Source organism: Streptomyces sp. NPDC017676 (assembly GCF_044329325.1).
Lineage (GTDB): Bacteria > Actinomycetota > Actinomycetes > Streptomycetales > Streptomycetaceae > Streptomyces.
The window spans coordinates 427,742-444,294 of sequence record NZ_JBIRJA010000004.1; the positions used below are offsets into that span (position 1 = coordinate 427,742).

The 16,553-nt window shown below is 73.1% G+C and carries 10 protein-coding genes; 4 read left to right on the forward strand and 6 right to left on the reverse strand.

From position 1 onward, the window contains the following. Positions 1 to 45 precede the first annotated feature (45 nt). Positions 46 to 870, forward strand: coding sequence for a ribonuclease BN (locus ACH4LD_RS12040; RefSeq protein ID WP_398054079.1), 825 nt, complete (start codon positions 46 to 48; stop codon positions 868 to 870). Here the strand turns inward: ACH4LD_RS12040 and ACH4LD_RS12045 are convergent. From ACH4LD_RS12045 to ACH4LD_RS12065, 5 genes are all read right to left on the reverse strand, one after another. Further along, positions 867 to 3,683: an NHLP bacteriocin export ABC transporter permease/ATPase subunit gene (locus ACH4LD_RS12045; RefSeq protein WP_398054080.1), complete on the reverse strand. Its 2,817-nt coding sequence runs from the start codon at positions 3,681 to 3,683 to the stop codon at positions 867 to 869. The two genes, ACH4LD_RS12040 and ACH4LD_RS12045, sit on opposite strands and share 4 nt — an antisense overlap. A 1-nt stretch (position 3,684) precedes the next feature. Then, the gene (locus tag ACH4LD_RS12050) at positions 3,685 to 5,907 is read right to left on the reverse strand and encodes an NHLP family bacteriocin export ABC transporter peptidase/permease/ATPase subunit (protein WP_398054081.1); all 2,223 of its coding nucleotides are present in this window, start codon (positions 5,905 to 5,907) and stop codon (positions 3,685 to 3,687) included. Next, positions 5,904 to 6,710, reverse strand: coding sequence for an HlyD family efflux transporter periplasmic adaptor subunit (locus ACH4LD_RS12055; RefSeq protein WP_398054082.1), 807 nt, complete (start codon positions 6,708 to 6,710; stop codon positions 5,904 to 5,906). The genes ACH4LD_RS12050 and ACH4LD_RS12055 overlap by 4 nt, the downstream gene beginning before the upstream one ends. A gap of 101 nt (positions 6,711 to 6,811) precedes the next feature. Then, positions 6,812 to 7,030, reverse strand: coding sequence for a hypothetical protein (locus ACH4LD_RS12060; protein ID WP_014676668.1), 219 nt, complete (start codon positions 7,028 to 7,030; stop codon positions 6,812 to 6,814). A 632-nt stretch (positions 7,031 to 7,662) separates the two neighbouring features. Beyond that, the gene (locus ACH4LD_RS12065; RefSeq protein ID WP_103816444.1) at positions 7,663 to 8,076 is read right to left on the reverse strand and encodes a PaaI family thioesterase; all 414 of its coding nucleotides are present in this window, start codon (positions 8,074 to 8,076) and stop codon (positions 7,663 to 7,665) included. Positions 8,077 to 8,280: 204 nt separating this feature from the next. Between ACH4LD_RS12065 and ACH4LD_RS12070 the strand changes: the two genes are divergently transcribed. Beyond that, the gene (locus ACH4LD_RS12070) at positions 8,281 to 9,792 is read left to right on the forward strand and encodes a S1 family peptidase (RefSeq protein WP_398054136.1); all 1,512 of its coding nucleotides are present in this window, start codon (positions 8,281 to 8,283) and stop codon (positions 9,790 to 9,792) included. A 248-nt stretch (positions 9,793 to 10,040) separates the two neighbouring features. Here the strand turns inward: ACH4LD_RS12070 and ACH4LD_RS12075 are convergent, their stop codons facing one another. Then, on the reverse strand, positions 10,041 to 12,182 hold the full coding sequence (locus ACH4LD_RS12075; protein WP_398054084.1) for a SpoIIE family protein phosphatase: 2,142 nt from the start codon (positions 12,180 to 12,182) through the stop codon (positions 10,041 to 10,043). Positions 12,183 to 13,499: 1,317 nt separating this feature from the next. On the opposite strand from ACH4LD_RS12075, the gene ACH4LD_RS12080 reads away from it, so the two are divergent. Both ACH4LD_RS12080 and ACH4LD_RS12085 read left to right on the forward strand, forming a co-directional pair. Further along, positions 13,500 to 14,708: a cytochrome P450 gene (locus ACH4LD_RS12080; RefSeq protein WP_398054085.1), complete on the forward strand. Its 1,209-nt coding sequence runs from the start codon at positions 13,500 to 13,502 to the stop codon at positions 14,706 to 14,708. Positions 14,709 to 14,800: 92 nt separating this feature from the next. After that, positions 14,801 to 16,153: a serine hydrolase domain-containing protein gene (locus tag ACH4LD_RS12085; RefSeq protein WP_398054086.1), complete on the forward strand. Its 1,353-nt coding sequence runs from the start codon at positions 14,801 to 14,803 to the stop codon at positions 16,151 to 16,153. The last annotated feature ends 400 nt before the right edge of the window (positions 16,154 to 16,553 follow it).

Here is a 16,553-nt window from a genome sequence, read left to right on the forward strand (position 1 = left end):
CGGCACAGGAGAGCGTGTGGTGGGCGGCGAGCGGCGGGAGGAGCCGTGAGGCGGTTGCGGCGCGGCCTGCACCGCGCGTGGCGGTGGCTACGGGTCCAGGCCTTGTTCGAGCACGGCCGGGAGCTGGAGCTGATGCACCGGGCCATGGGCTTCGCCACCCTGGCCCTGGTCACGCTGGCCCCGCTGCTGATCGTGGTCGCCGCGGCCGACCCGCTGGTACGGGGCGGCTTCGCCTCCTGGCTCACCGACGGCATGGGCCTGTCCGGGCGGTCCGCCCACGTCATCACCGATGTGATCAGCCCCCCGCGCAAGGTCATCGGCACCACCAGCGTGTGGAGTGGTGTCCTGCTCGCCGTGTTCGGCGTGTCCTTCGGCGGCAGCGTGCAGAACGCCTACGAGCGGATCTGGGGCCTGGCCTCCGGCCCCTGGCACCGGGTGTGGCGGCAGGCGACCTGGCTGGTGGTGCTGACGGCGTACCTCTACCAGGAGGTCGCGACGAAGTCGACGCTGCACGGGACGCAGCGGATCGTGTTCTCCGCGCTGAGCGGTGTGCTGTTCTTCTGGTGGGGGCAGCGTTTCCTGCTCGGCGGGCAGATCCACTGGCGCTCGCTGCTGCCCGGCGCGGTGGCCACGGTCATCGGCCTGGCCGGGCTGCGCGCCTTCTCCTACCTCGTCTTCACCCCGCTCATCGTCACCAACGCCCTGAGCTACGGAGCCGTCGGCACCGTGCTCGTCGTCGAGTCCTGGCTCATCGGCGTCGGCTTCGTCATCTACGGCGGCGCCCTGTTCGGCCGCTGGTTCACCCAGCACCACTGGGTCCCCTCCCACCACGACGAGCCGGCTCAGCCGGGTGACGAGGACAGGCCCTAGGCCAGCTGCCGGCGCACCAGCTCGTGCAGCCGGCCCCCGGTGTCCGCGAGGAGTTCGGCCGGGGTGCCCTGCTGGACGACCTTGCCCTCCTCCATCACGATCACCCGGTCGGCGTCCATGACGGTCGACAGCCGGTGGGCGATGACGATCCGGGTGGCGTTCAGCTTGCGGGTGCTGTCGATGACGGTGCGCTGGGTGTCGTTGTCCAGGGCGCTGGTCGCCTCGTCGAAGAAGAGGATGCGCGGGCGTCGGATGAGGGCCTGGGCGATCATCAGGCGCTGCCGCTGGCCGCCGGAGATCGCTCCGCTGCCCGCGACGATCGTGTGCAGCCCCATCGGCATCCGCTGGATGTCCTCCGCGAGCCCCGCCAGCTCGGCCGCTGCCATCGCCTCCTCGGGTGTGTACGGCTCGGTGCCGCAGATGACGTCCATGATCGAGCCGGTGAACGGCTGGGCGTGCTGGAGGACGACCCCGCACTGGCGGCGCACCGCGGACTGGTCGAGCGCCGCCAGGTCCTGGCCGTCGTAGAGGACGCTGCCGGAGACCGGCCGGTCGAAGCCGATGAGCAGCCGCAGCAGCGTGGACTTGCCGCAGCCGCTCGGGCCGACGACCGCCACGAACTCGCCCGGCCGTACGGCGAAGGACACGTCGTCCAGCACGAGCGGGCCGTCGTCGGCGTACCGGAAGGACAGCCGGCGGGCCTCCACCGCCCCGGACAGCGGGCCGGGGCGGGTGCTCGCCGTGCGCACCTCGGGCGTGGCCTCCAGCACCGGTTTGATCTCCTCGAACAGCGGCAGCGCCGCCACCGCCGACACGAACGCGCCGGTCAGCTGGGTGACCGAGGTCAGCACCATGGTCACCGAGGTGTTGAAGGCGAGGAAGTCCGCCGCCGACATCGCCCCCTTCGCCGGGCCCGCCAGCAGCATGGACATCAGCAGGGTGCACACCGGCAGGTAGACCGCGCCGAGGACCGTGGTGAGGTTCTTGATCCGGCCCGCCTTCTGCTGGAGCTCCCTGCTGTGCGCGAACTGCCGCGCCCAGGCCGCGTAGGCGTAGTTCTCCGCCGCCGCCACCCTCAGCTTCGGCAGTCCGCGCAGCGTCTGGAACGCCTGGTTGTTCAGCTTGTTGCCGAGCACCACCAGGCGCCGCTGCCAGCGCACCTGCCACAGCCCCAGCCCGCCGAACACCGCCGCGATGACGACGAGCATCCCGATCGCGGCCGTCGCCATCGCCGGGCTGTACCAGAACAGCAGGGCGAGGTTCATCGCGCCGACGGTCACCGACTGGGCGACGACCGGGCCGACGCCCGCCAGCAGCCGGCGGATCGTGCTGATGCCCATCGCGGCACTGGCCAGCTCGCCCGTGGAGCGCTGGGTGAAGAAACGCGTGGGCAGCCGCAGCAGCCGGTCCCAGACGGCGGGTTGCAGCGCCGCCTCGATCCGGCCCTCCAGACGCAGGATGGAGAGGTTCTCCAGCAGTGTGAACGCCGCCGCGACCACCCCGCTCACCATGACCGCCAGGCACACCTGGACGATCAGGCCCTCCTGCGCCCTCGGCACGTACTCACCGAGCACCTTGCCGGTGGCGATCGGCACCAGCGCGCCGATCACCACCGTCACCAGCCCCGCGAGGAGCAGGTTCAGAAGGTCGGCGCGGGTGCCGCGGAGACTGAACCGCAGCAGCCCGAGCGGCCCGAGCCGTTTGTCGGGCAGCGGCCGGTAGAACATCACCGCGCGCGGCTCGAACTCCTCCGCGTTCGCCCTCTCGACGGGTGTCTCGCGCCCCGTCCCCGGGTGGACGGCGACATAGCCGCCGCGTCGCCACAGCAGCGCGACCGGCGCCCCGGACAGCGCCCGGTGGCCGACCAGCGGGCCCACGTTCTCCCGCCACCAGCGCCCGTCCAGCCGGACGGCCCGCGTCCGCACCCGCGAGGCCAGCGCCACCCGCTCCACCGGGTCCAGCCGGTCGCTCTCCGTGCCGCTCCGCGCGGGTTCGGCGAGCCGGATGCCCGCCGCCTCGGCGACCACCTTGCAGGCCGCGTACGTCGCGTCGGCGTCCGCGGCCGTCGTACGGTGCGAGGAGCGCTTGCCGATGGAGGCCAACAGGGTCCGGTCGGCCTGGGCGCGGACCGCCTCACCGGCCTTGATCCCGGCGGCCGTCCGCGTCTCGTGCGTGCGCTCCAGCTGCTCGATCCAGCGGTCCAGCGCGGTCAGCAGCCGGTACTGCTGGTCCACCATGCTCTGCCACAGCGCCGGGTCCACCAGCAGATCGGCGGCGGCCTCCGCGCCGTACAGCGAGCCGTACTGCACGCTGCCCGGCGGCACCTGCATCCAGAACACGTCGTCGTCCGCGGGGGCGGTCGCGCGCTCCTCGGCCAGCGGGGCCTGGAAGAGGACGGACAGGCCCCGGCCGACGCCCAGGGCGAGCGCGTACTCCAGCGGGCTCGACGTCGGCGGCACGTACTGCGGGTTGCCGTACTCGTCGTACGACCAGGTCTGGGTCTGCGCCGGCTGGTACAGCTCGCGCAGGTCGACGCGGTGCACCACGCAGTCCCGGACCGGGCGGGCCACCAGGGTGTGCTGGGGGCCGGCGACCGGGCCGAGCAGCAGTGTGCCCGCCTCCAGTCGGCCGAGGTGGTGCCAGTGGCCCTGCTGGGCCGCGTCCACCGCGTACAGGTCCAGGGCGCCGGCCGCGACCAGCCACAGCACCTGCGGGCCCTGAAGGTCCAGGCGGCTCAGACCCGCGCAGTCGAACCGGGCGCCGAGCGCGCCGAACGCGCCCAGGACGAGGTCCCCTTCGTGTACGGAGGTCATCTCACCGCTCCCTGACCAGCGCCGCGTACGCGCCGCCGCGCGCCACCAGCTCCTCGTGCCGCCCGCGCTCCACGACCGTGCCGTGCTGGAGGACGACGATCTCGTCGCTGTCGCGGACCGTGCTCAACCGGTGCGCGATCACCACGCAGGCACAGCCGCGCCGCCGCAGGTTGTCCATCACGACCAGCTCGGTCTCCGCGTCCAGCGCGCTGGTCACCTCGTCCAGCACGAGGATGCTCGGCCGGCGCACCAGCGCCCGCGCGATCTCCAGGCGCTGACGCTGCCCACCGGAGAAGTTGCGGCCGTCCTGCTCGACCCTGCTGTGGATACCGCCGGGCCGGCGCATCACCACGTCGTGCAGCGCCGCGTCCTTCAGCGCCTCGACCACGGCCTCGTCCGGGATCGACGGGTCCCACAGCGCCACGTTGTCGCGGACCGAGCCCTCGAAGAGGAAGACGTCCTGGTCGACGAAGGAGACGGAGGCGGCGAGCGCGCCGCGCGGGATGTCCTCCAGCCGCCGGCCGTCGATGCGGATCACCCCGTCCCACGGGGTGTACAGCCCCGAGATCAGCCGGGAGACCGTGGACTTGCCGCTGCCCGAGCCGCCCACCAGCGCCACCTGCTGCCCGGGGCCGACGGTCAGGTCGAAACCGGTCAGCAGCGGCTGGTCCAGCGGGCTGTAGCCGAAGGTGACGTTCTCCAGCTCGACGTGCCCGTGCAGCCGCCGGGTCGAGTCGCCCCCGCCGGGGCGGGCGTAGAGCGGGTCGGTCTGGAAGTTCTCCACGTCCTTCAGCCGGGCCACGTCGGCGGCGAAGTCCTGGATGCGGCCCGCCACGCCGTTGAGCCGGGTCAGCGGCGCGGTGAAGCGGGTCACCAGCGCCTGGAAGGCGACGAGCAGACCGACCGAGATGTGCCCCTCCACCGCGCGCATTCCGCCGATCCACAGGATGAGCGCGCTGTTGAAGGTGGCGAGCGTCGGCGCGACCACACCGAGCCAGGCGCTCGGCACACCGAGCCGCTGCTGCTCCTCCAGCGTGGTGGCGTGCTGCCCGGCCCACTTGCGGAAGTAGCCGTCCTCACCGCCGGTCGCCTTCAGCGTCTCGATCAGCTGGAGGCCGGTGTACGACGTGTTGGTGAGCCGTGCGGTGTCGGCGCGCAGCTTCGCCGTGCGTGTCGCGCGCAGCTTCACGACGAGCCGCATGGCCACCACGTTCAGCAGGGCCACGGCGACACCGACGAACGTCAGTTGCGGGTCGTAGGTGTAGAGCAGGACCGCGTACAGGACGACCACGATCGCGTCGACGCCGGCCGCCGCGAGGTCGCGGGCCAGGGTCTCGGCGACCTGGTCGTTGGACTGCAGGCGCTGCACCAGGTCGGCGGGGGAGCGCTGGGCGAAGAACGTCACCGGCAGCCGCAGCAGATGGCGCAGGAAGCGGGCGCTGGAGAGGGTGGAGGAGATGATCCGGCCGTGCAGCAGGTTGGCCTGCTGGAGCCAGGTCAGCACCAGCGTCAGCAGCACACAGGCGGCCATCGAGGCGAACAGCACGCCCAGCAGCGAGGTCTGCCCGCCGATGAGGAACATGTCGATGTAGGTGCGGCTGAGCGCGGGGACGGCCGCGCCGACCGCCACCAGCAGCAGGCTGGCCAGGACGGCGGCGGGCAGCGTGCCCGCGGTGCCGCGCAGCCGGGCCGGCATCGCGCCGAGCACACCGGGCTTGCGCCCGCCCCTGGTGAAGCCCTCGCCGGGCTCCAGCACCAGCACCACACCGGTGAAGCTGCCGTCGAACTCCTCCATGGGCACGAACCGGCGGCCCTTGGCGGGGTCGTTGACGTACACCCCGCGCCGGCCGAAGCGGCGGCCCATGCCGTCGTAGACGACGTAGTGGTTGAACTCCCAGAAGAGGATGGCCGGGGCCCGCACCTCGGCGAGCGCGGCCAGGTCCATCTGCATGCCCTTGGCCGTCAGGCCGTAACCACGGGCCGCCTTCAGCAGGTTGGAGGCGCGGGAGCCGTCGCGGGAGACACCGCAGGCGATGCGCAGCTCCTCCAGCGGGACGTACCGGCCGTAGTGGCCGAGGACCATGGCGAGGGAGGCGGCGCCGCACTCGACGGCCTCCATCTGCAGCACGGTGGGCGTACGGACCGTGCCGGTACGGGACTTGGGGACCGGCCGCTTGGCGGGGGCGGCGCGTCTGCGGCCGCGGGTTTCCTGGGCGGTGGTCACGGGAGCAGCCAATCGACGGGATGCTGGTCGGCGAGCCGGACGGAGCCGGTGGCGAGCGTCATGGAGTCGAGCCGGAACGGCGGCCCGTCCGAGGTGGACCAGCGGTAGCCGCTCTTGGTCGACGAGGACGTGGCGAGTTCCACCAGGACGGCCACCGGGCGGCCCTTGCGGGTGAACTGCTCGCCGAGCTGGCTGTCGCCGAGGAACGCGGAGACGGACTGCGCGGACTGCGCGGTGCGGTCCACCGACTTCACCTCGCCGCGCAGCACGCCGTACCGCTGCGTCGGTACGGAGGACACGGTCAGGTCGACCGAGGCGTGCGCCGGGATGGCGGCGGCGTTCTCGGCCGGCACGTACACGGTCGCGTACAGCGGGTCGGAGGCGTGGGCGACCTTCTCGACCGCGGCGACGTCGGTGCCGGTCTGGACGATCTGGCCGATGGTGGCGGCGAGCGTGGTGACGCGTCCGGCGGCGACCGTCCGGACCACGGTCTCGCCCTTGTCCGTACGGACCTTGAGGACGGGCGCGTCCGCGGGCAGCCGCTCGCCCTGCCGGGCGAGGACGGCCGTCACCTGTCCGGCCACCGGGCTCTGCAGCAGATAACTGCCCTGCCCATGGGTGAGGATGGCGGGCGCGCTCACGGTGGAGGCGACCGAGCCGGTCACCGCCCAGACGGAGGCGGCGGCCATGACGACGACGGTGACGCCGAGCGCCAGCCAGCCCTGCGGGCGCGCGAGACGCACGGGGAGGTCCAGCTCCTCCGGTGACTGGAGCTTGGCGAGGGCCTGTTGGCGGAACTGCACGGAACTTCCCTCACCTGTGGGAGAGACGCGGGTGTTTCAGGGCACCGATGAGTCCCGGAGCCGAGGGACGGCTCCGGGACGTCGGTCACACCGAGGTGCGATCAGAGACCGGCGACCAGGCCGTTGACCGGGGCGACGTTCAGGCCGGAGACGCCCTCGACGGTGCCGACGACCGTGTTGACCAGGCCGGTCACGCCCGGGGCCACCGCGTTCACGGTGCCCAGGGTGCTGTTGAGGGTGTTCACGGACAGACCGCCGGAGACGTTGTCCAGCTCGGCGTCCGAGATCTCGACGGTCTCAACCTGGGGGGTGGAGTTCATGGTGGAACTTCCCTTCATATGGATATCTCACAAGGGGGGAGCGGCCCCCTCTGGGGACAGACGGACGGCCGCGGCCGCGGGTGCCGGGCACCCGTCTCCGGAGGCCCGCCGGACCCCCGCGGTGCGATGGATCAAAGCACGCACGCGGGGCGCGCTTCCAATCAACCAGGGCTCTCACCTGCGAACTTGGCGCTTGAGGGGGGTCCAACCGTGCAGGTCTGCGCACGGCATGTCGGCGACTCCTTCACATGCCGCACGGCATCACCGCGCCCGGTGTCTTGCCCCTCGGATCGCGAATCCGGCACTCCGCGCCAAAGGCGTGTCAGGGGGCGTGCGGATGTGCAGATCTCCGGGCGGCCGTGACGTGCCTGGGTATTCGATGTGCAGATTCCCTGAAGGGGGGATTCCGCTTCATGTTCGCGGCTGAGCGTTACTGATCGATAGCTGAGCGTGTCGGTGCGGAAACGTGTCGGTCGGCGTCACGTCGGCCGACTCAAGACAGCCGACTGGGCGTCAGCCGACTTCGCGTCAGCCGGCTTGGCGTCAGGAGGCTCCGGGTCGGACAGCATCGCGTCAGGCGACTCGGGTCGGCCGACATAGCGTCAACCCTCGTCGCGTCAGCCCTCGTCGTGTCAGCCCAGGATCGCGTAGACCGTGCTCGCCCGGGCCGCGAGCGCACCCGAGGCGGCGTCGCTCAACGTGACGTCCGCGAACGCCATCCGGCGGCCCAGCTTGGTGAGCACCGCTTCGATCAGGACATCCGCGCCGGTCACCGCCCGCTGGAACGAGGTCGACTGCTGCACCGTCGTCATCGGCACGAACCCGCCCCGGGCGGCCGAGACCGCGATCACCGTCGCCGTGTCGGCCGCCGCCATCAGCGCCTGACCCGACAGCCCGCCGCCCTCCCGGGCCAGCCGGTCGGACCAGGGCAGACGCAGCACGGCCCGGTCCTCGCCCACCGCTTCGACGGTCAAGCCCAGATCGAGCACCCAGGGCGCGAAGTTGGCGGAGAGGATCTTGTCGGCTTCGGCGGTGGTCATCGTCATATGGGGGATTGTTCCCGGCCGCCGGCCACGACACGCGGAGCATGGCCGATTGCCCGCGCCGGTACGGCCGTGCGGAACCGGAATTGAACACACCACGCGGCCGGTGCGTACGTACGGCCATCCAGGCGCCCCGGTACGAACCCGATACGCACTGCCCGTGAGCGGCAGACCCCGTGGAGGTCGAGAAGTTTGAGTCACAAGCGAATGCCCAAGCGCAAGGCCGCGATAGCGGTGGGCGGTGTCGCGGCGCTCGGGGCGGCGGCCCTCCTGCTGCCCAACGCCAACGCCTCCCAGGACCAGGACAACGCGACCGCGGGCGGCACGGCGGACGTGAAGACCCTGAAGGCCACGGACGCCTCCGACCTCGCCGGCCGGCTCCAGAAGATCCTCGGCGACGCCTTCGCCGGGTCCTACTACGACAGCGGCAAGCAGCAGCTCGTCGTCAACGTGGTCAGCGGCGACAACAACGTCATCGTGCAGGCGAAGAAGGCCGGCGCGGTGGTCCGCCAGGTCGAGAACAGCACCGCCGAACTCAGGGCCGCCGCCGCGACGCTGAAGGCCAAGGCGACCATCCCCGGTACCTCCTGGGCCGTCGACCCGCGCACCGACAAGGTCCTGGTCACCGCCGACTCCACCGTCACCGGCGCCAACTGGAACAGGCTGCAGTCGACCGTGCGCGGCCTCGGGTCCGGCATGGCGACCCTGAAGAAGTCCTCCGGCACCTTCAAGACCTTCGTCTCCGGCGGCGACGCCATCTTCTCCCAGGTACAGGGCGGCAGCGTCCGCTGCTCGCTCGGCTTCAACGTCACCGCCTCCGACGGCAGCCCCGCCTTCCTGACGGCCGGTCACTGCGGGGTCGCCGCCAAGGAGTGGTCCGACTCCGAGACGGGCCGGCCCATCGCCACCGTCGACCAGGCCACCTTCCCCGGCGAGGGCGACTTCTCCCTCGTCAAGTACGACGACCCGAACACCCAGGCGCCCAGCGAGGTCGACGCCGGCAACGGCCAGACCGTCCAGATCAACCAGGCCGCCGACGCCACCGTCGGCGAGACCGTGTTCCGGATGGGCTCCACCACCGGGCTGCACGACGGCCAGGTCACCGGCCTCGACGCCACCGTCAACTTCCAGAGCGAGACCGACCCGAACGGCGTCGACACCGTCACCGGCCTCATCCAGACCGACGTCTGCGCCGAGCCCGGCGACAGCGGTGGCTCGCTGTTCACCCAGGACGGCAGCGCCCTCGGCCTCACCTCCGGCGGCAGCGGCGACTGCACCAGCGGCGGCGAGACCTTCTTCCAGCCGGTCACCACCGCCCTCCAGGCCACCGGCGCGACGCTCGGCGACGCCGGCGCCGGCAACGGAGCGGGCGACCAGTCCGGCGCGGGTGCCGGCGACGAAGCCGGTGCGGGTGACCAGGCGGGTGCGGGCGATCAGGCGGGCGCTGGTGACCAGGCGGGCGCGGGCGCGGGCGATCAGGCCGGTGCTGGTGACCAGGCGGGCGCGGGCGATCAGGCGGGCGCGGGTGACCAGGCGGGTGCTGGTGACCAGGCCGGCGCGGGTGACCAGGCGGGTGCCGGTGACCAGGCCGGCGCGGGCGACCAGGCGGGTGCCGGTGACCAGCCCGGTGCCGGCGGTGACCAGATCGGGGGCAGCGCCGATCCGTCCGGTGCCGGCGCGGCGGACGGCGGGTCGTCGTCCGTCACCGGCTCCCACTGACCGGACCGGCAGGCACTGAGTCGGCCGGTGCGCCCGAGGCGGTCGGCCCCAGCTGAGTCGGCCGGCCCGGACGGAGCCGGCCGCCCCCACTGAGCCGGTCGATGGGCATCGGGTCGGTCCGCACTGAGCCGGCCGGCCCGCACTGAGCCGGCCGGTGTGCCCCCAGGGCTCCCCGCCGGGCTCCCCCCGGTGTCGGTCGGCGGGGAGGGGTCCGGTCCTCCGGCGGGAGGGCCGGGCCCGGCCGTGCGTCATCCGTCGTCGCGTGCCCGCAGCAGCAGCACCGCCACGTCGTCCACCCGCCCCCGGGCCCCCGCACTGTGCCGGACCACCTCGTCCGCCAGGCTCTCCAGGGGCTGGTCGCCGATCTCCGCGAGCAGCCCGCCGAGGTCGACCAGCGCGTCCTCGATGTCGATGCCCGGGGACTCCACCAGACCGTCGGTGTACAGGACGAGCACCGAGCCGGGGACCAGGGAGACCTCGGTCGTCGGATACCGGGCCGAGGCGTCGATCCCGAGGAGCGGGCCCCCGGCCAGGTCCAGCACCCGCACCCGCCCGTCCGGCCGGCGCAGCAGCGGCGGCGGATGACCCGCCCGCGCCATGACGGCCCGCCCGCGCGCGGGATCCAGCCGCAGGTACAGACAGCTGGCGAACAGTTCGGCACCGAGATCGATCAGCAGCCGGTTGGTGCTGCTCATCACCTCGTGCGGCGCCTGCCCCACCGTGGTGTACGCGCGGACCCCGGTGCGGATCTGGCCCATCAGACCGGCCGCGGTCACGTTGTGTCCCTGGACGTCCCCGATCACCGCCGCCGCCAGCGGCCGGGTCGGCACCAGGTCGTAGAAGTCGCCGCCGATCTCCATGCCCTGGGTGGCGGGCAGATAGCGGGCCGCCGCCTCGATGCCGGGTGGGGGCGCCAGCGAGTGCGGCAGCAGCGCCTGTTGCAGGCCGTGGGCGAGGCGGTGCTTGGCGTCGTAGAGCAGGGCCCGCTCCAAAGCCTGCGCGATCAGCCCGCCGAGCGAGGCCAGCACCGCCCGCTCGTCGGCGGGGAAGACGCGCGGCTCCGTGTAGGCCAGCACACAGGTGCCGACCGGCCGCCCGGACGCGATCAGCGGCAGGTACGCCCAGGCCGCGAAGCCGTCCGGGGTGTGGTGCCGGGTCGGATACAGCCGTTCGAGCTGTTCCTGGGAGTCGAAGAAGGCGGGCACCCCGCTGTTCAGGACGTGCGTGCCCGGCGTGCGCTCGGACAGCGGCAGCCCGTTGAACCGTTCCACGATGTGCGCGTCCGGATAGCCCCGGTGCCCCAGCACGTGCAGCCGGCCGCCCTGCGCCCGCAGCAGCGCCAGCGCCTGGCTGCCGACGGCCGGGGCCACCTCCTCCCACACGAGCTGCACCACGTCCCGCACCCCGACCGCCTCGGTGAGCGCGCCCGCCAGGCTCAGCAGCTGGGAGATCGTCACGAGCCGGGACGGGCCCGGACCCGCCCGGGGGGTCCCGCCCGCCATCTCCGCCACCGCCCTGGCCCGGGTGACGCGCACGCTCAGTCCTGTCGTACTCGGATACATCCGGAACGACAGCCACTCGCCCGGCGGGCGCAGCGCCACGAACGAGGTCACCTGCTGGCTCATCAGCGCCGCCCGGTAACGGTCCTCGTACATCGGGTCGTTCAGCCAGGGCACCGACACCCAGGGCACCGTGCCCAGCAGCTCCCCGGCGGGCCGGCCGAGCAGTTCGGCGGCGGCCGCGTTCACGAAGCCGATACGGCCGTACAGATCCAGTGACATCAGTCCGTACGGCAGCCGGGACACCATCCGCGCCGCCTCGACCGAGCCCAGCGTTTCCGCCACGAACGACACCGGCGACGCGAGCACGTCCGGCTCGTGCCCGAGCGGGCGGTCCTCCCGCGCGGCCCGCTCCAGCCGCAGCGCCAGCCGTGCGCAGGCCGCCGTCAGATGCTCCCGCTCCCGGTCCGACAGCTCCGGCGGATGCGTACCGGGCCAGGTGACGAACACCGCGCCGTGCACCGTGTGCTCCGTCGCCACGGGCGCGGCGGCCAGCGCGAACGGGTACGGCAGCACCACCGAGATCCTGGGATAGCGGCGGGCCATCTCCGCCTCGCCGCCCACCCACACGAGCCGTCTCTCGCGCGCCGCGTCCGCGACCGGGATCGGAGCGCTCAGCCCGACCCGCTCCCACGGTGCCGCGAAGGCGCGGGGCATGCCCGCCATGACCGCCATTTCCAGGACCGGCTCGTCGGTCCTGAGCAGATAGATGGCGCCGGAGTGCGCCTGCACCTCCTCCAGCAGGGTGGCCAGCGCCAGCGACAGCACCGGCTGTCCGGCCGGCGCCGCGCCGGCCGCCGGTGCCCGTCCCGGCTCCGGCCCGTCGGACACGCCGACCACCTCCTCGTACGGCCGCGCGTCGCATCCCGGCCACAAGACTCCCTCGCGGCGGCGCTCCGCGCACGGCGAACGCTCACGGGGCTCCCTTCGCGCCCGCGCGTGCCGGATGGCTCCGAATACCCCGCCCGGCCGTCTCCATGCGCCGGCGCTGAGGGGAGGGGCCGGCCGCGGACGAGAACGCCGTCCCCGGGCGGCCGGCCGCCGTACCGGGTGGTGCACGGCGGTGGGCGCGAAGCACGGGTGGCGTACGGGCTTGGGGTGTGCGCCCCCGCCGCGCCCGGATGGCCGAATCCGCGCGCACCGGCCGAAGTTCTCGGTGCCGAACGGCGCCGAAGCGGCCGAGTACGGGGCGGGGTACGGGTGACCGCCGGGCGTGTCGGCCGTGGGCCGGTGCGGCGCGCCGCGCGTGTCGGCACCGTCCTCGGCAGTGGGTGAGGAGTCTCCGCTGGCTGAATCATCCCCCCTGATCAGGGGCAGTCCGGCCATCGGGTCGAACAGCGGGGCGGCGCACCGGCCGGCGTGCGGACGCGGCACGGACGACCTGCCGCCCGGCGATCGTTGACAGGTTTTCCCCGCGCGCTCGGTTTGCGGCGGAGGTGCCGGGGCACACGCGGGGGCGACGATCCGGCCGGGGGTCCCGTGTGCGCGCAGGCCCGGCGAGTGGCTGGACAGTGACGCAAAAGCACCGCCAGAGTACTCTCCGTTCAACTTCAGGGGGTTGCTTGTGTGTGACTCGCCATGAAGACTGTGGCCGAGTTCCATCGAAACGAAGGTGTCTCGGGGTACGCATCATGCCAATCGTGGGGCGGCACGCGCTGCGACTGCGTATTCTCACACCTCACGAGCCGGGAGGGTCCTGCGTGAGCCTTGCGCGGGAGCTATCGCCGAGGGGGATGCGTTATGTCGGATCGGCGCGCCGCACGACACGGCTCGCTACGGGGCCGTGGCCGGCCGGGGTCTCATCGCAGGGGTGAGTGCCGGCACATGGACCGCAGGGGCTGAGTCCCACCCCATGCGTCGGAGGGCTGAGTCCCACCCTGTGCGCCGCACGGGCTGAGACCAGCCATGGGCTGAGACCTCATCGCCTGCGCGCAGGGTCTTCGGCCCACCCGGACACCAGTCCGACGGCGGCCGACGTCGCCGCACCCGAGGAGGACACGGGGGTCACGCGTTCTTCCCGTCCGGATGTCCCGGCAGCGGGGGCGCAGCCGTGCCCGGAACCCGCCCGGTCTCCCGGCCGGCGCCGGTCCCGGCCTTCCCCCGCGCGCACGACTCCGCCATGCCCGCACGCGCCAGCAAGGAGACAAGGTGATCAGCAAGCAACCGACGGGCGAACGGCTCCTCCTGGAGGAGTTACCCGACCGCTGGCGCGGCTTACGCGAGGCCGGGCCGGTGCGGTACGACGGGACGCAGGGCGTCTGGCAGGTGCTGGACCACGAGACCGTCTCCACCGTGCTCGCCGACCCGACGACGTACTCCTCCGACATGTCCGCCCTCGCGCCCACCCAGCCCGACTTCGAGACCTTCCGGCAGGGCAACTTCGTCGGCATGGACCCGCCGGAGCACCGCAAGCTCCGCACCCTGGTGAGCCAGGCGTTCACCCCCCGGGTGGTCCAAGGGCTCGGCCCCCGCATCGAGGCCGTCTGCGCCCGGCTGCTGGACGCCGTCGCCGACCGCGACCGGTTCGACCTGGTCGACGCCCTGGCCTATCCACTGCCGATCATCGTCATCGCCGAACTGCTCGGCATCCCGGCGGAGGAACACCGCCTCTTCCAGGAGTGGGCGAGCGTCCTGTTCGGCGGCGACCAGCTCGGCGAGGCGCCGGACATGGCCGACCTGGAACGGGCCCTGGAGGCCATCGCGCCCACGGTGCGCGAGATGAACGGCTACATGCTCGACCACATCCGCGCCCGCCGCGCCGACCCCGGTGACGACCTCACCAGCAGACTCATCGCCGCCGAGGTGGACGGCGTCCGCCTCGCCGACCAGGAGATGGTCGGATTCGTGGCCCTGCTGCTGGTCGCCGGGCACATCACCACCACCGCGCTGCTGGGAAACGCCGTCGTCACCTTCGACCGGCACCCCGGCACGAACGCCGCGCTGCGCGCCGACCCCGCGCGGATCCCGGCCGCCGTCGAGGAGGTGCTGCGCTGGCTGCCCCCCTTCCCGGAACTGGGCCGCCGCGTCACCCGGCCCGTGGTCCTCGCCGGCCATGAGATCGCGCCCGACACCCTGCTCATGGCACATCTGGGCGCCGCCAACCGGGACCCCGCCCGCTTCGAGGCGCCCGACGTCTTCGACGTGACCAGGCACCCCAACCCGCATCTGACCTTCGGGCACGGCATCCACTTCTGTTTCGGCGCGCCCCTGGCCCGGCTGGAGGCGCGGATCGCCCTGCGGATGTTGCATGAACGATTCCGCATGCTGGCGATCCCCTCCTACGAGGACGTCGCCTACCAGAATCCGGCCGTGATCATCGGCGTACGGCAGCTGCCCGTCGAGGTCCGCAGACCGTAGCCCGAGCGCGCCGGCCGGCCCCGACACCGCTCCGACCCGGGCCGGACCGGCACACCCGCACATGAGACCCATCCATCGGGAGTCCCCTTCTCATGCCGTACACCATCCCCACCGCTCCGGCCGCCTCCCGGACGCCGTCCCTGTTACGCCGGGAGATACAGGACCGCCTCGACGCCCTGGCCCGGACCCACCGGGTGCCCGGCGCCCAGCTGGCCCTGGACACCGGCACCGATCTCATCGCCGTGCACACCGGTACGGCCGACGCCACCACCGGCAGACCCCTCACCGAGGACACGGCGGTCCCGCTGGGCTCGCTCACGAAACCCTGCACCGCCGCGCTCGTCATGCTCCTGGCCGACGACGGCGACCTGGACCTGGACGAACCCGCCGCCGCGCACCTCCCGGAACTCAGCGGATTCCCCGAGGTGACCATCCGTCACCTCCTCAGTCACACCGGCGGGTTGCCGACCGGACCGGACTCGGACACCGCCGCCACGACCACGGCCCCTCGCTATCTCGCCGCCGTGTGCACCGCCCGCGACGCGCTGTTCCCGCCGGGGACCGACTTCTCCTACTCCAACGCCGGCTACGTCGCCGCCGGACGGCTGGTGGAGACGGTCACCGGCATGCCGTGGCACGAGGCGGCCGGGGCGCTGCTCCTCGAACCCCTCGGCATCACACCCGCGTTCATCGGTGACCCCGCGCCCGGTCGTCCCGTGGCCGCAGGACACGCCGTCAACTCCGCGACCGGACAGGCCCGTCCGGCCCGGCAGAACCTGGCGCCACTGGAGGCGCCGGCCGGGGCGCTGCTCGCGAGCGCCCGGGACCTCGCCGCGTTCGGCAACGCGCTGATCGGCCGCGTGGACCTGCTGCCGCCCGCCGTCGCCAAGGAGATGCGCCGCCCCGAGACCGCCGCCCGGCCGGGCACCCTGGCCGACGGCTGGGGCCCCGGACTCGCCCTCTACGAGCGGGACGAACGCGTGTGGTGCGGGCACGACGGCAACGCCCAGGGCACGTCCTGCCATCTGCGGGCCGATCCGGAGAGCGGGGTGGTGGTCGCCTTCACGGGCAACGCCGGGGGTGCCACCGCGCTCTGGCGCGATCTCACCGAGGAACTGGGCCGGCTGACCGGCATACGGGTGCCCGCCGGCGTGCCGGCCGTGGACCGGGGACGTCCCGTCGCCCTGCCCGAGTGCGTGGGCACCTACCGCAACGGCACCACGACCTATCGCATCGCGCCCGGACCGGACGGCTCGCCGGCCCTGTCGGTCGACGGTGACCTGCCCCTGCCGCTGGTGTGCTACGCCGACCTCTCCTGCGACCTGCTCGATCCGGACACCGGACGCCTCGAACCCGGGGGCCGTTTCCACCGCGATCCGGTCACCGGAAGCATCGACCGGGTGCAGATCTCCGGCCGCACGGCCCGCCGTACCGACCCCGACTGAACACGGGTGCCCGCCGGTCCGGGGCCGACCCGGGTCCGGAGCCGTGGTGCCGGCTCCGGCGCGTCGCGCCGGTGTCCTGGCCGACGTGGCCCTGGACCGTGGTCCGACGGTGCCGGTGCCGGTCCAGCCGCTGGTCCGGTGGCCCGTGCCCGCTCGGACCGGGTTCCGTCCGGTCCGGGTCCCCTCGGGGGCCGGGTCCTGTCAGGGCCGGTCGGGCCGGTCGGGTCGGCCGAGCAGCCCCGGCACCGGCTCGGGCCGCTCCGGAACCGGCTCGGGCCACCTCGGCACCGGAACGAGGTCGGCTGCCCGGACCGGTAGTCGTCACCGGCCAGGCGGCACCCCTGGCGCGCCTCCCGGTCGCCCCCGGTACCGGACACCCGAGTCAGCCCCCGCACCCCGT